Annotated in this window: 11 protein-coding genes; 10 read left to right on the top strand and 1 reads right to left on the bottom strand. The window is 74.7% G+C overall.

Annotated elements, in window-relative coordinates; all coding sequences use genetic code 11:
• Nucleotides 1-21 precede the first annotated feature (21 nt).
• From IF47_RS0119430 to IF47_RS0119420, 3 genes are all read left to right on the top strand, one after another.
• Entirely contained in the window at nt 22-732 is a 711-nt protein-coding gene (locus IF47_RS0119430; RefSeq protein WP_031510137.1) for a class I SAM-dependent methyltransferase, read from the top strand.
• Between the two features lie 225 nt (nt 733-957).
• Entirely contained in the window at nt 958-2,766 is a 1,809-nt protein-coding gene (locus IF47_RS0119425) for an ABC transporter ATP-binding protein (RefSeq protein WP_031510136.1), read from the top strand.
• A 70-nt stretch (nt 2,767-2,836) separates the two neighbouring features.
• Nucleotides 2,837-3,901, top strand: coding sequence for a S1C family serine protease (locus IF47_RS0119420; RefSeq protein ID WP_051717896.1), 1,065 nt, complete (start codon nt 2,837-2,839; stop codon nt 3,899-3,901).
• A gap of 112 nt (nt 3,902-4,013) precedes the next feature.
• On the opposite strand, the gene IF47_RS0119415 is transcribed toward IF47_RS0119420, so the two are convergent.
• Nucleotides 4,014-4,226, bottom strand: coding sequence for a hypothetical protein (locus IF47_RS0119415; protein WP_031510134.1), 213 nt, complete (start codon nt 4,224-4,226; stop codon nt 4,014-4,016).
• A gap of 113 nt (nt 4,227-4,339) precedes the next feature.
• Between IF47_RS0119415 and IF47_RS0119410 the strand changes: the two genes are divergently transcribed.
• From IF47_RS0119410 to IF47_RS0119380, 7 genes are all read left to right on the top strand, one after another.
• Nucleotides 4,340-5,602 carry a bifunctional adenosylcobinamide kinase/adenosylcobinamide-phosphate guanylyltransferase gene (locus IF47_RS0119410; RefSeq protein WP_031510133.1) on the top strand — a complete coding sequence of 421 codons (1,263 nt, stop codon included), beginning with the start codon at nt 4,340-4,342 and terminating at the stop codon, nt 5,600-5,602.
• A gap of 43 nt (nt 5,603-5,645) precedes the next feature.
• Nucleotides 5,646-6,773 (top strand): nicotinate-nucleotide--dimethylbenzimidazole phosphoribosyltransferase, encoded by a 1,128-nt coding sequence (locus tag IF47_RS0119405; protein WP_051717894.1) that lies wholly within the window; start codon nt 5,646-5,648, stop codon nt 6,771-6,773.
• A gap of 95 nt (nt 6,774-6,868) precedes the next feature.
• Nucleotides 6,869-7,696 (top strand): adenosylcobinamide-GDP ribazoletransferase, encoded by an 828-nt coding sequence (locus tag IF47_RS0119400; protein WP_031510131.1) that lies wholly within the window; start codon nt 6,869-6,871, stop codon nt 7,694-7,696.
• Nucleotides 7,697-7,881: 185 nt separating this feature from the next.
• Complete coding sequence (locus IF47_RS0119395) at nt 7,882-9,438, top strand: leucyl aminopeptidase (RefSeq protein WP_031510130.1); 1,557 nt, start codon at nt 7,882-7,884, stop codon at nt 9,436-9,438.
• A gap of 393 nt (nt 9,439-9,831) precedes the next feature.
• On the top strand, nt 9,832-11,220 hold the full coding sequence (gene lpdA, locus IF47_RS0119390; protein ID WP_031510129.1) for a dihydrolipoyl dehydrogenase: 1,389 nt from the start codon (nt 9,832-9,834) through the stop codon (nt 11,218-11,220).
• 65 nt (nt 11,221-11,285) lie between these two features.
• Nucleotides 11,286-13,148 carry a 2-oxoglutarate dehydrogenase, E2 component, dihydrolipoamide succinyltransferase gene (gene sucB / locus IF47_RS0119385; RefSeq protein WP_031510128.1) on the top strand — a complete coding sequence of 621 codons (1,863 nt, stop codon included), beginning with the start codon at nt 11,286-11,288 and terminating at the stop codon, nt 13,146-13,148.
• Nucleotides 13,149-13,360: 212 nt separating this feature from the next.
• On the top strand, nt 13,361-13,984 hold the full coding sequence (locus IF47_RS0119380) for a GntR family transcriptional regulator (RefSeq protein ID WP_031510127.1): 624 nt from the start codon (nt 13,361-13,363) through the stop codon (nt 13,982-13,984).
• Nucleotides 13,985-14,022 lie beyond the last annotated feature (38 nt).

The following is a 14,022-nucleotide window of genomic DNA, read 5'->3' as shown; positions in this document are numbered from 1 at the left end:
CCGCCGACGAACCATTCATCGATGGACGACTCCATACGACAGGCCCTGGTGGCCCGGCAACTGGAGGAGCAGGTCACGGCCCGCTTTCCCGTGGGCCGGCGGCTGAAGGTCCTGGACGTGGCGCTGCGCGACGGCCACCAGGCGCTGCGGCTGGCCCGGGCCGGGCACGAGGTGACCGGGCTGGAGTCCGACCCCGACCTGGTCGCCGCGATCCGCCGGGTCCTGGCGGACGAGCCCGAGGGCATCCGGGAGCGGACGCACGTCGTCTCCGGCGACAGCCGCAGCACCGGCGCCCACTTCCTGCCCGGCTCCTTCGACGTGGTGCTCTGCCACGGGGTGTTGGCGCCCGGCGACGAACCGGGCCCGCTGCTGGCCGGGCTGGGCCGGGTGCTGGCCCCCGGCGGGCTGCTGTCGCTGCTGGTGCCCAACACCGAGGCGCGGGCCATGCGACCGGGGTTGGCCGGCGACTGGGAGGGCGCCCTGACCCACCTCGCCCCCACCGACGACCCCGGCGACCGCGCCCTGCGCCCGGACGCGCTGAGCGCCGCCCTCACCGGGATGAGCATCCCGCTGCACCGGTGGTACGGGGTGCAGGTCTTCACCGACGACGACGCCGTCCTGCCCGAGGGCGCGGAGGGCGAGTCGCTGTTGGCCGCCGAGGAGCGCGCCGGGCGCACCGACCCCTACCGCGGGGTGGCCGCCGCGCTGCACCTGTGCGCCGTGCGCGACTGACCGCCGCCCGACCGTCCACCGACCACCGCCGCCCGACCGTCCACCGACCACCGCCGCCCGACCACCGACCGTCGGTCGGCCGCCGACCGCGCGGCCGACCGGGCGCTCAGGTGTCCGGGGGCGGTTTCGCGTCCCCCACCACGACGGCCCCGATGGTCCGGCCGGCCCCGCGAGCGGCCCGTGTGAACAGGCCCGTGCCGGCGGGCCGCGAACAGGAAGGTCCCCGTGTCCACCACCTCCGCGCGTCCCGCACCGCCCTCCCCCGCCGGTGATCGGCTCCCCGCCCGGGAGACGTGGCGCGCGCTGTACGCCCACATACGTCCCCACCGGGCTCCGATCGCGCTCGGCGCCCTGCTGTCGCTGGTCGGCGCCGTCACCGGGCTCGCGCAGCCGCTGGCGGCCAAGGAGCTGGTGGACCGGCTGGGCGGCGGCGGGTCGATCACCTCGGTCCTGCTGCTCCTCACCGCGCTGGTGGTGCTGGGCACGGCGATCGAGGCGCTCGGCTCCTACCTCCTCAACCGCACCGCCGAGTCCGTGGTGCTGGCCGCGCGCAGCCGGCTCGCCGCCCGGCTGCTGCGGCTGCGGATACCGGAGGTGGAGCGGATCCAACCGGGTGACCTGCTGTCCCGGGTCACCTCGGACACCACGCTGCTGCGGCAGGTCGCGACCACCTCCATGGTCTCGGCCGTCACCGGTTCCCTCACCCTGGTGGCGACGCTCGTGCTGATGGCCCGGCTGGACCCGGTGCTGCTGGGCGTCACCCTCGGGGTGATCGTGCTGATCGGCGGCTCGCTGGCGCTGGTGATGCCGCGGATCTCGAAGGCCGCGAAGCGGGCGCAGGAGTCGGTCGGGGAGATCGCCTCGGCCCTGGAGCGCGTCTTCGGCGCCTTCCGCACGGTCAAGGCGTCGGGCGCGGAGGCACGGGAGACGCGCGTCGTGGAGGAGGCGGCGCGGACGGCCTGGCGGCACGGCGTGCGGGCCGCCGGATGGCACGCGGTGGCCGGGACGACGACCGGCCTGGCCGTCCAGGTGTCGTTCCTGGCGGTGCTGGGCGTCGGCGGGGCGCGGGTGGCCTCGGGCGCCGTCTCGGTCTCGACGCTGGTCGCCTTCCTGCTCCTGCTCTTCTACCTGATCGACCCGGTCTCCCGGTTGGTCGACGCGGTCGCCCAGTACCAGGTGGGATCGGCGGCGATCGCCCGCATCGCCGAGGCCGAACGGATGGAGACCGAGCCCGCCGGCGACGGCCCGCCGCCGGTGGTGCAGGGGCCGCCCGCCTCGGTCGTCTTCGACCGTGTCGTCTTCCGTTACCGCCCCGAGCTGCCGAACGTCCACCACGGGGTCTCCTTCTCCGTGCCCGGCGGCGGGATGACCGCGTTCGTCGGCCCGTCGGGGGCGGGCAAGTCCACGGTGTTCTCGCTGATCGAGCGCTTCCACGAGGTGAGCGGCGGCCGGGTGCTGGTCGACGGGCGCGATGTGCGCGACTGGCCGCTGCACGAGCTGCGCGCGGCGATCGGCTACGTGGAGCAGGACGCGCCCGTGCTCTCCGGGACGCTCCGCGAGAACCTGCTGTTCGCCGTCGGGGACGTCGACGAGGAGGAGGTGCGCGAGGTGTTGGCGCGCACCCGGCTGACCGAGCTGGTGGAGCGGCTGCCGGACGGGTTGGAGACGGTCGTCGGGCACCGGGGGAGCAAGCTGTCCGGCGGGGAGCGGCAGCGGGTGGCGATAGCGCGGGCACTGCTGCGCCGTCCTCGTCTGCTGCTGCTGGACGAGGCGACCTCGCAGTTGGACGCGGTCAACGAGCTGGCGCTGCGCGACGCGGTGGCGGAGGCGGCCCGGACCACGACGGTGCTGGTCGTCGCCCACCGGCTGTCCACGGTGACGCTCGCGGACCGGATCGTGGTGCTGGAGGCCGGGCGGGTGCGGGCGGTGGGCACCCACGAGGAGCTGGTGGCCGGCGACCCGCTCTACGGCGAGCTGGCGGCCACGCAGTTTCTGGCGGCCCCGGTGGGGAACGCGGACGCCCCGACGGCGTGACGTCCCGGCGGGGCGCCGATGCCGTCGGCGGTCGCCCAGCACCGGAGCCGGCGAAAGGGGACACGCTGCCATGACCCGCTCCCACACGCGCGGCGGACGCCGCGCGGGAGCCGTCGCCCTGTGCGCGGCGGCGGCCCTGTTCGCCGGGTGCACCGGCTCGGACTCGCCCCGAGGTTCCGACGGCTCGCCCTCCCCCACCGCCTCCGTGCCCGTTCCCGGGGGCGCCGGGGAGTTGCAGGAGGCGTACCAGAAGGTGGTGGACCAGGTCCTGCCGTCCGTCGTCCAGATCACCACCACCGACGGGCTGGGCTCGGGCGTGGTCTACGACGACCGGGGCCACATCGTCACCAACGCCCACGTGGTGGGCGACGCCGAACGGTTCCGGATCACCCTCGCCACCGGACGGGAGGACCGGACGGCGGAGCTGGTCGCCAGCTATCCGGACGAGGATCTGGCCGTCGTGCGGCTCGTCGACCCGCCGGACAACCTGCGCCCGGCGACCTTCGGCGAGTCCGACGAGGTGGACGTCGGCCAGATCGTGCTGGCCATGGGCAATCCGCTCGGGCTGTCCTCCAGCGTCACCGACGGCATCGTCTCGGCCACCGACCGCTCGATCAGCGAGGGCAGCGCCGAGGCCACCATCGGCGACCTGATCCAGACCTCGGCCCCGATCAACCCGGGCAACAGCGGGGGCGCCCTGGTCGACCTGTCCGGCCGGGTCATCGGCGTCCCCACCCTGGCCGCCCGTTCCCCCGGCGGGGACGGGGGCACGGCACCGGGCCTGGGCTTCGCCATCCCCTCCGACACCGTCCGTCACCTGGCGGACCAGATGATCGAGCACGGCAAGGTGATCGACTCCGACGAGGCGGCGATCGAGGCGACGGTGCGGACCGTGCTCGGCGACGACTACCTGCCCGCCGGCGTCACCGTGGTGGAGCCGGAGGAGGGCGGCGCGGCGGCCGACGCCGGGCTCCGGCCGGGCGACGTGATCGTCGAGCTGGGCGGGGTCGAGACCTTGGACACGACCGGGCTGGCGGAGGCGCTGGCCTCCCACGAGCCGGGCGACAAGGTGGAGGTCGTCTTCCGGCGCGGCGGCGAGGAGCGGACCGTGACGCTCACCCTCGGCGAACGCTGAGCCGAGCCCGGCACCGAACGCCGGGGTCGAACGCCCGGGTCGGGTGTCGAAGCGGGGCGCGTGCCGTGTCCGGACCGCGGCGGTCCGGACACGGCACGGCGCGGCCGGACGGTCAGCCCTCCTCGGCCGCGCTCAGGCTCATGGGGCCGTAGATCCTGGTGCCGTCCTCGAAGAGCGTCACCTGCTCGACCCCGCCCTCCAGCAGCTCCCGCCACGTCTCGCCGAGCCAGCTCTCCGCGTCGCCCTGAGTGGAGAACTCCTCGGGCCGGACGGCCGGTTCCGTCTCCGTGCCGTCGGCCTTCTCGAACCGCCACGTCCACGCCATGTGCGCCTCCCCTGTGCCTGTGTCCCGGTTGCCGTGTTCCCATGATCCTGTCCAACTGTCCGCAGACTAGTGCCCCTCGCGCACACCACCACCGGACACGAGACGATCGTGGCGTGGAACTCACTCTGCTCGGCACCGGCGCGCCCGCCGGCCTCCCCCGTCCCGGCTGCCCCTGCGCGGCCTGCGCGACCGCCGTCGGCGCGGACGCGCGAGCGGCGACCGCGCTGCTCGTGGACGGCGTCCTGCTGCTCGACCTGACCCCCGGCCCCGCCCTGGCCGCCGCCCGCGCGGGCCGCACCCTGCACGGGGTGCGGCAGGTGCTGCTCTCGCACCCGCACGACGGGCCCGCCCCCGAGATCCCGGCCGGGCTGCCCGCGCCGGCCCGGGTGCCCGACGGCCGGGAGCTGGCGCTGCTCGACGGCCACCGGGTGCGCGCGGTGGCGCTGGACTCCCCGGGCACCGGGTACGAGGTCGGCGGGCCGGACGGCGAACGCCTGCTGTACCTGCCGCCGGGCGCGGGACCCGCGAGCCTCCCCGTCGGGTCCGGCGGGCCCGCCGGCCCGGACCGGGGCGCCGGGCCGCTGCGGCGGACGGCGACGCCCGTGCCGTACGCCCTGGTGCTCATGGACGTCCTGGGCCGTCCCGACGCGCTCGCCCGGCTGCGGGCGGCCGGGGCCGTCGGCCCGACCACGGACGTGCTGGCCGTCCACATCGACCACGACGTGCCGCCCGGCCCCGAGCTGCACCGCCGGTTGGCCGCGGCGGGGGCGCGCACCGTGCCGGACGGCACCACGTTGGTGGTCGGCGACTACCGGGCCGTCCCCGACCTGCCCCGGCGCACGCTGGTCCTGGGCGGCGCCCGTTCGGGGAAGTCCGCCGAGGCCGAGCGCCGGCTGGCCGCCTTCCCCGAGGTGCTGTACGTCGCGACGGGCGGCGCCCGGGAGGGCGACGCGGAGTGGGCGGCCCGGGTGGCGGCCCACCGCGAGAGCCGCCCGGCCTCCTGGCGCACGGCCGAGACCTGCGATCTGGTCCCGCTGCTGACCGAGCCCGACGCCCCGCCGGTGCTGATCGACTGCCTGTCCCTGTGGTTGACCGACGCGATGGACGCCGTCGGCGCCTGGGACGACGACCGGTGGCGGTCCGGCGAGGCCCGGCGGGCCCTCGCCGAGCGCGTCGACGCCCTGGCGGCTGCCTTCCGCTCCGCCGGCCGGACGGTGGTCGCGGTCAGCAACGAGGTCGGCTCGGGCGTCGTGCCCGCCACGGCCTCCGGACGCCGCTTCCGCGACGAGCTGGGGCGGTTGAACGCGGCGGTGGCGGCGGAGTGCGAACACGTCCTGCTGGTCGTGGCGGGCACGGCCCTGCCCCTGCGCGGTTGAGTCCCGGTCGGGGGCCGGGCGCGGGACGGTAATGTCACACCCCATGAGCGACGGCAGCCTGAATCTCGACGACTTCGGGGACCTCATCGAACGCCCCGACAGCGGTGTCCGCCGGGACGCCGAGGAGCGGCGGGCCCGGACGGGGTTGCCGGCCGGGGCCCTGGGGCGGCTGGACGAGCTGGGCGAGTGGCTGGCCGCGGCGCAGGCCCGTGTCCCCGTCGGGCCCGTCGCGCGGCCGAAGGTCGTGCTGTTCGCCGGGGACCACGGAGTGGCCGAACTGGGCGTCTCCGCCCGACCCGCGGGCGGCGCGCACGCCCTGGTGCGGGCCGCGCTGGAGGGAACGAGCCCGGTGGCGGTGCTGGCGCGCCGGTTCGGGGTGCCGCTGCGGGTCGTCGACATGTCGCTGGACTGCGACCCGGCCGAGCTGCCCGAGGAGGTCGTCCGGCACCGTGTGCGGCGCTCCGGCGGCCGGCTCGACGTCGAGGACTCCCTCACCCCCGAGGAGGCCGAGCGCGCCTTCCGGGCGGGGATGGCGGTCGCCGACGAGGAGGCCGACTCCGGGACCGACCTGGTGGTCCTGGGCGACATCTCCGTCGGCGGCACCACCGCGGCCGGGGTGCTCGTCGCCGCCCTGTGCGGCACCGACGCCTCCGTGGTCACCGGGCGGGGCGGGGGACGCATCGACGACCTCGCCTGGATGCGCAAGTGCGCGGCCATCCGCGACGGGCTGCGTCGGGCCCGGCCCGTGCTGGGCGACCAGTTGAGGCTTCTGGGGACCGTGGCCGGGGCGGATCTGACCGCGATCACCGGCTTCCTGCTCCAGTCGGCCGTGCGCCGCACTCCCGTGATCCTCGACGGCGTGGTCTCCGCCGCGTGCGCGCTGGTCGCCCAGCGCGTGGCGTTCCGGGCGCCGGACTGGTGGCTGGCCGGGCAGGCGAGCGGCGAACCGGCGCAGGCCAAGGCGCTGGACCGGATGGCGCTCGACCCGCTGCTGGACCACGGCGTCACCGCGGGCGAGGGCACCGGCGCCCTGCTCGCCCTCCCGCTGGTCCAGGCCGCCGCGGCCCTGGCCGCGGAGCTTCCGGTGCGTCCGGGGGAGCCGGAGGAGACCGCCGGTGGTGAGGGTCCCGCGGGGGCGGCGGGCGCCCCGGAGATACTCGACGTCACCTGACGGCCCGTCACGTCGGCGCGCCGGTGGGCGCGTGCGGCCCGGCCGCTCTCCGGTCGCCGGGGCCCGTTCCGCGCCCGCCGGGTAGCCTGCCCGCGATGGACACCACCCCGCAGCCGCCCCAGGACCCGCCCGCTTCCCCGCCGCCCGCCACGGTGTCGGACGGCGTGCGCTTCGCCTTCGGCACGCTCACCGTGCTGCCGGTGCGCGGCGCCCGCTGGGACCGGGCCGCCGCCCGGCGCGGCATGGAGTGGGCCCCGCTGGCCGGGGCGGTGGTCGGGGCGTGCGCGGCGGCGGCCGGCGCCGTCGCCCTGCTCCTCGGTCTCTCGCCGCTGTCGGCCGCGATCGTCACCGTCGCCGTGCCCGCCGTCCTGACCCGGGCGCTGCACCTGGACGGGCTGGCGGACGTCGCCGACGGGCTGGGCAGCGGGAAGCCCGCCGAGGGCGCGTTGGCCGTGATGCGGCGTTCCGACATCGGCCCCTTCGGGGTGGTCGCCCTCCTGCTGGTCCTGCTCGCGCAGGTCGCGGCCGTCGCGGAGTTGTACGTGGGCGGCCTCGCGCACGGCGCCCTCGCGGTGGCCGTGGCGGCGGTGACGGCCCGGACGGCGATGACGCTCGCCTCCCGGAAGGGCGTTCCGGCGGCCCGCCCCGAGGGGTTGGGGGCGGCGGTCGCCGGTGTGGTGCCGGTCCGGTCCGCGGCCGTGGTCGGCGCGGCGGTGGTGATGCTCGCGGCGGTCGTCGCGGGCGTGTCGGAGGGTCCGTACCGCGCGGTGTCGTACGCCTCGGCGGTCGTCCTGGCGCTCGGCGCCGCGGAGGCGCTGCTGGTCCGCTGCCGTCGCCGTCTGGGCGGGGTGACCGGCGACGTCTTCGGCGCGCTGGCCGAGACCGCCCTCACCACGACCCTGGTGGTGCTTGCGCTGGGTTAGCGCCCCTCGGAGAATTCCGGAACGGACGACCCGTACCCCGCCTCGTTCCCGCTCGGCGAGCGGCCCCGCGTCCGCCCGGAGCCACCACCACGACCGCACGGGCCGCGACGGACGTAGGCTCGGCTCGTGCCCGAAGCCGTGCACATTCACTCGGCTTTCCAACCGGAAGAGGGATTCCCACCACCGTGTCTGTTCTGACTCTCAGTACCTCGTCCGCCGCGACGCTGCGCGCGGACGCCGTTGTCGTCGGTGTCGCCAAGGGCCCCGAGGGCCCCGTGGTCGTTCCGGGCGGCGAGACCGTCGACCAGGCGTTCGGCGGCAAACTGGCCGCCGTCCTGGAGACCCTCGGCGCCTCGGGCGGCGAGGGCGAGGTCACCAAGCTGCCCGCGCCCGACGGCGTGAAGGCGGATCTGGTGCTGGCGGTCGGGCTCGGCGACGCCCCGGCGAAGGACGGCTCGTACGAGCCGGAGGCGCTGCGCCGCGCCGCCGGTGCGGCCGCCCGCGCGCTGTCCGGCCGGAAGAAGGCCGGCTTCGCGCTGCCCGCCGAGGACGGCGCGTCGGTGGCCGCCGTCTGCGAGGGCGCGCTGCTGGGCGCGTACGCCTTCACCGCCTACCGCGGCAAGGACGACAAGGCCAAGGGGAAGGGCAAGAAGGGCGGAAAGAAGGACGGCGCGGACGCCGGCACCCCGCTCGCCGAGGTCATCGTGCTCGGCGCCAAGCCGCGCGACAAGGCGCACAAGGCCGCCGCCGAGCGTGCCGAGGTCGTCGCCGCCGAGGTCAACCGCGCCCGCGACCTGGTCAACACCCCCGCCAACGACCTCCACCCGAAGTCCTTCGCCGCCGCCGTCCAGTCCGCCGCCAAGGAGCACGGACTGGAGGTGGAGGTGCTCGACGAGAAGGCCCTCGCCAAGGGCGGCTACGGCGGCATCCTCGGCGTCGGCAGGGGGTCGGCCAACCCGCCGCGCCTGGTGCGGGTCGCGTACCGGCCCTCCAAGGCGAAGAAGACCCTGGCCCTGGTCGGCAAGGGCATCACCTACGACTCGGGCGGCATCTCCCTCAAGCCCGCCGGCCACAACGAGACCATGAAGTGCGACATGAGCGGCGCCGCCGCCGTCTTCGCCGCCGTGGTCGCCGCGGCCCGGCTCGGCCTGGCGGTGAACGTCACCGGCTGGCTGGCGCTGGCGGAGAACATGCCCTCGGGCACCGCGACCCGGCCGGGCGACGTCCTCACCATGTACGGCGGCAAGACGGTCGAGGTGCTCAACACCGACGCCGAGGGCCGCCTGGTCCTGGCCGACGCCCTGACCCGCGCGTGCGAGGAGAAGCCGGACGCGGTGGTGGACGTGGCCACCCTGACCGGCGCGATGATGCTGGCCCTGGGCGGTCGCACCTTCGGCGTCATGGCCAACGACGACGCCTTCCGCACCACCGTGCACGAGACGGCCGAGGAGGCGGGCGAGCAGTCCTGGCCGATGCCGCTCCCCACGCACCTGCGCAAGGGCCTGGACTCCTCCATCGCCGACATCTCCAACATGGGCGAGCGGATGGGCGGCGGTCTCGTCGCCGGTCTGTTCCTGAAGGAGTTCGTCGCCGAGGGCACCCCCTGGGCCCACCTGGACATCGCGGGTCCGGCCTTCAACGAGTCCGGTCCCTTCGGCTACACCCCCAAGGGCGGCACCGGCTCCGCGGTGCGCACCCTGGTCCGCCTCGTCGAGCGCACGGCGAGCGGCGACGCGCTGTAACGGGGCCGTCGTCCGCTCCGTCGTCCGCTCCGTCCCGGGCGCCGCGGGTGCCCGGGACGGAGCGGTCCCGCTCGCACGTTCGCCGCCGGGTCGACGGCGGTCCTTGTGCCCGGCCGCGTCCCGTGTCACACCCGACGGTGTTCGCCCAGAGCGATCATGGATGGGCTACTCTCCGGTAGACACGCGTGGCGACTCGCAATCCTCCTGTTCAGGACGGTATGAGCGGTCCGGGCGCCGGCCCCGCGTCTCATCGCCCGCCAACAAGTGCAAAGATGTTGTCTCGGCAGGACAGGGCCCGCTTAACCCACAGGGCCGAGCAGAAAGCGGCCGAACATACAGCCGCCCGGTCTCCGACGGACCGGCTCCGGCGTACCCATGCATGGAGGACGTGACGTGGCGAACGACGCCAGCACCGTTTTCGACCTAGTGATCCTCGGAGGCGGTAGCGGCGGTTATGCCGCTGCCCTTCGCGCTTCGCAGCTGGGTCTGGACGTCGCCCTGATCGAGAAGGACAAGGTCGGCGGTACCTGTCTGCACTACGGCTGCATCCCCACGAAGGCTCTGCTGCACGCGGGCGAGATCGCGGACCAGGCCCGCGAGAGCGCCGACTTCGGCGTCAAGGCCACCTTCGAGGGCATCGACATGGCGGCCGTGCACAAGTACAAGGACGGCGTGGTCTCCGGCCTGTACAAGGGTCTGCAGGGGCTGATCGCCTCCCGCAAGATCACCTATGTCGAGGGCGCGGGCCGCCTGTCGTCCCCGACCTCGGTGGACGTGAACGGGCAGCGCTACGAGGGCCGTCACATCCTGCTCGCCACCGGTTCCACGCCCAAGTCGCTCCCGGGGCTGGAGATCGACGGAAACCGGATCATCACCTCCGAGCACGCCCTGACCCTGGACCGCGTGCCGCAGTCCGCCGTCATCCTCGGCGGCGGTGTGATCGGTTGCGAGTTCGCCTCCGCCTGGAAGTCCTTCGGCACCGACGTCACCATCGTCGAGGGCCTGCCCCACCTGGTGCCGGCCGAGGACGAGAACAGCTCCAAGCTGCTGGAGCGCGCCTTCCGCAAGCGCGGCATCAAGTTCTCGCTCGGCACCTTCTTCGAGAAGGCCGAGTACACCGACAACGGCGTCAAGGTCACCCTCGCCAACGGCAAGGAGTTCGAGGCGGAGCTGCTGCTCGTCGCGATCGGCCGCGGCCCGGTCTCGCAGGGGCTGGGCTACGAGGAGGCCGGCGTCGCCATGGACCGCGGCTACGTCCTCGTCGACGAGTACTGCCGCACCAACGTGCCGACCATCTCGGCCGTCGGTGACCTGGTCCCCACCCTCCAGCTCGCGCACGTCGGTTTCGCCGAGGGCATCCTGGTGGCCGAGCGGCTCGCCGGGCTGAACGTCGTGCCGATCGACTACGACGGTGTGCCGCGTGTGACGTACAGCCACCCGGAGGTCGCCTCCGTGGGCCTCACCGAGGCCAAGGCCAAGGAGAAGTACGGCGCGGACAAGGTCGTGACGCTGAAGTACAACCTCGGCGGCAACGGCCGGAGCAAGATCCTCAAGACGCAGGGCGAGATCAAGCTCGTCCAGGTCCGCGACGGCGCCGTGGTCGGCGTCCACATGGTCGGCGACCGGATGGGCGAGCAGGTCGGCGAGGCCCAGCTGATCTACAACTGGGAGGCCCTGCCCGCCGAGGTCGCGCAGCTCATCCACGCGCACCCGACGCAGAACGAGGCCCTCGGCGAGGCCCACCTGGCCTTGGCCGGCAAGCCGCTGCACTCCCACGACTGAACTTCCCGGGCGCGACAGCAGCACGACCACGACGTCCGTACTTTTCGTTAGGAGCAACCGAAACCATGGCGGTTTCCGTAACCCTGCCGGCGCTCGGCGAGAGCGTCACCGAGGGCACCGTCACCCGCTGGCTGAAGGCCGAGGGTGAGCGCGTCGAGGCCGACGAGCCTCTGCTGGAGGTCTCGACCGACAAGGTCGACACCGAGATCCCCGCCCCCGCCTCCGGCGTCCTGTCCGCCATCAAGGTGGCCGAGGACGAGACGGTGGAGGTCGGCGCCGAGCTGGCCGTCATCGACGACGGTTCGGGCGCTCCCGCCCCGGCGCAGGCCCCGGCCGCCGAGGCCGCACCGGCCCCGCAGGCCGAGGCCCCGGCCCCGGCTCCGGCTCCGGCTCCGCAGCCCGAGCCGCAGGCCCAGCCCGCCCCGGCCCCGCAGGCCGAGGCCCCCGCGCCGGCACCCGAGCCCGCTCCGGCCGCCGCTCCGCAGGGTGGTGCGGCCCAGGGCACCGACGTGGTGCTGCCGGCGCTCGGCGAGTCCGTCACCGAGGGCACCGTCACCCGCTGGCTGAAGTCGGTCGGCGAGGAGGTGGAGGCCGACGAGCCGCTGCTGGAGGTCTCGACCGACAAGGTCGACACCGAGATCCCCGCCCCCGCCTCCGGCACCCTGCTGGAGATCCTGGTGGCCGAGGACGAGACGGCGGAGGTCGGCGCCAAGCTGGCCGTCATCGGCGCCCCGGGTGCCGCCCCGGCCCCGCAGGCCGAGGCTCCCGCCCCGGCACCCGAGCCCGCCCCGGCTCCGCAGCCCGAGCCCACCCCGGCGCCCGCGCCGGCCCCGGCCCCGCAGGCCGAGGCACCCGCCCCGGCTCCGGCTCCCGCTCCCGAGCCCACCCCGGCGCCCGCGCCGGCCCCGGCCGCACCGGCCCCGCAGGCCGAGGCCCCGGCCCCGGCCCCGGCCCCGGCTCCGGCACCGCAGCCCGCCCAGCCCGCCGGCGGCGAGGGCGCCTACGTGACCCCGTTGGTGCGCAAGCTCGCCGCCGAGAACGGCGTCGACCTCTCCACCGTCAAGGGCACCGGCGTCGGTGGCCGCATCCGCAAGCAGGACGTCGTCGCCGCCGCCGAGGCCGCCAAGGCCAAGGCCGCCCAGGCCCCGGCCCCGGCTCCCGCGCAGGCCGCTCCGTCGGCCGGCCGGGCTCCGGTCACGCCGTCGCCGCTGCGTGGCCAGACGGTCCCGATGACCCGCATCCGCAAGGTCATCGCCGAGAACATGATGAGGGCGCTGCACAACCAGGCGCAGCTCTCCACCGTGATCGAGGTCGACGTCACGAAGGTCATGCGGCTGCGGGCCCGGGCCAAGGAGGACTTCCTGGCCCGCGAGGGCGTCAAGCTCTCCCCGATGCCGTTCTTCGTCAAGGCCGCCGCCGAGGCGCTGAAGGCCCACCCGTCGATCAACGCCAAGATCAACGACGACGGCACCGTGACCTACCACGACGTCGAGAACATCGGCATCGCGGTGGACTCGGAGAAGGGCCTGATGGTCCCGGTCATCAAGGGCGCGGGCGACCTGAGCATCGCCGGCATCGCCAAGAAGACGGCGGAGCTGGCGAACAAGGTCCGCACCGGCAAGCTCAGCCCGGACGACATGTCCGGCGGCACGTTCACGATCAGCAACACCGGCTCGCGCGGTGCGCTGTTCGACACCATCATCGTGAACTACCCGCAGGTGGCCGAGCTGGGCATCGGCGCCACCGTGCGCCGCCCGGTCGTGATCGACCACCCGGAGCTGGGCGAGACCATCGCCATCCGGGACATGGTCTACCTGACCCTGTCCTACGACCACCAGTTGGTCGACGGCGCGGACGCCGCCCGCTACCTGACGGACGTCAAGGCCCGTCTGGAGGCAGGCGAGTTCGAGGGCGAACTGGGACTCTGAGCGGTCCGTCCCACGTCGTCGGTGCCCCCGTCCGGAGTTCTCCGGGCGGGGGCACCGCCTTTCGCGGTCTTTCACGACCCGAACCCACGGCCTTCCGCCGTCCTCCCGCGGCCCGTCCGCGGTTCCTCGTCACGGCTCCTCCCTTCCGCAAGGTCCCGGCGCCCGCGTGGTCGCCGTATCGTCGATGGTCCCGACCCCAAGGAGCAGCACCCATGACCCTTCCCGTCGTCCACTCCCTCCGCGAGCAGATCCGCGAGCACATCGTGGAGGGGATCGTCAGCGGACGCTGGAAGCCGGGCGAGCGCATCGTGGAGCGGCGGATCGCCGTGGAGCTGGCCGTCAGTCAGACCCCTGTGCGGGAGGCGCTGCGCGAGTTGGAGGCGCTGCGGCTGATCGAGTCGGCCCCCAACAAGGGCGTGCGGGTGCGGAACCTGACCGCGGCCGACCTGGAGGAGATCTATCCGGTGCGGGCCGGGCTGGAACAGATCGCCGCCGAGCTGGCCGCCCCCCGCCTCGCCGAGGACGTCTCGGCGCTGGAGCCGCATGTGGCGCTGCTCCACGAGGCCGACCGCGTCGGGGACTCGGAGGCGCAGGTGCGGCACACCGTGGCCTTCCACCGGGAGTTGGTCCGGGCGGCCGGCAACAGCGTGCTGCTGCACACCTGGGAGTCGCTGGGCATCGGGGTGTGGACCACGCTCGCCATCCGCTGGCTGGGCACCCGGCAGCAGTCGTACGCCGAGGAGCACGAGGCGGTCGTCGAGGCGTTCCGCCGGCGCGACCCGCGGGTGGGCGAGCTGGTCAAGGAGCACGTCCTGGGGTGTGCACCGCGTGTCTAGTTAGTGGCACTGGATGCCAATTTCTCTTCTCTGCCGCC

The organism is Streptomyces megasporus, assembly GCF_000718985.1.
GTDB classification, from domain to species: domain Bacteria; phylum Actinomycetota; class Actinomycetes; order Streptomycetales; family Streptomycetaceae; genus Streptomyces; species Streptomyces megasporus.
This window is presented reverse-complemented; position numbering and strand designations above follow the sequence as displayed.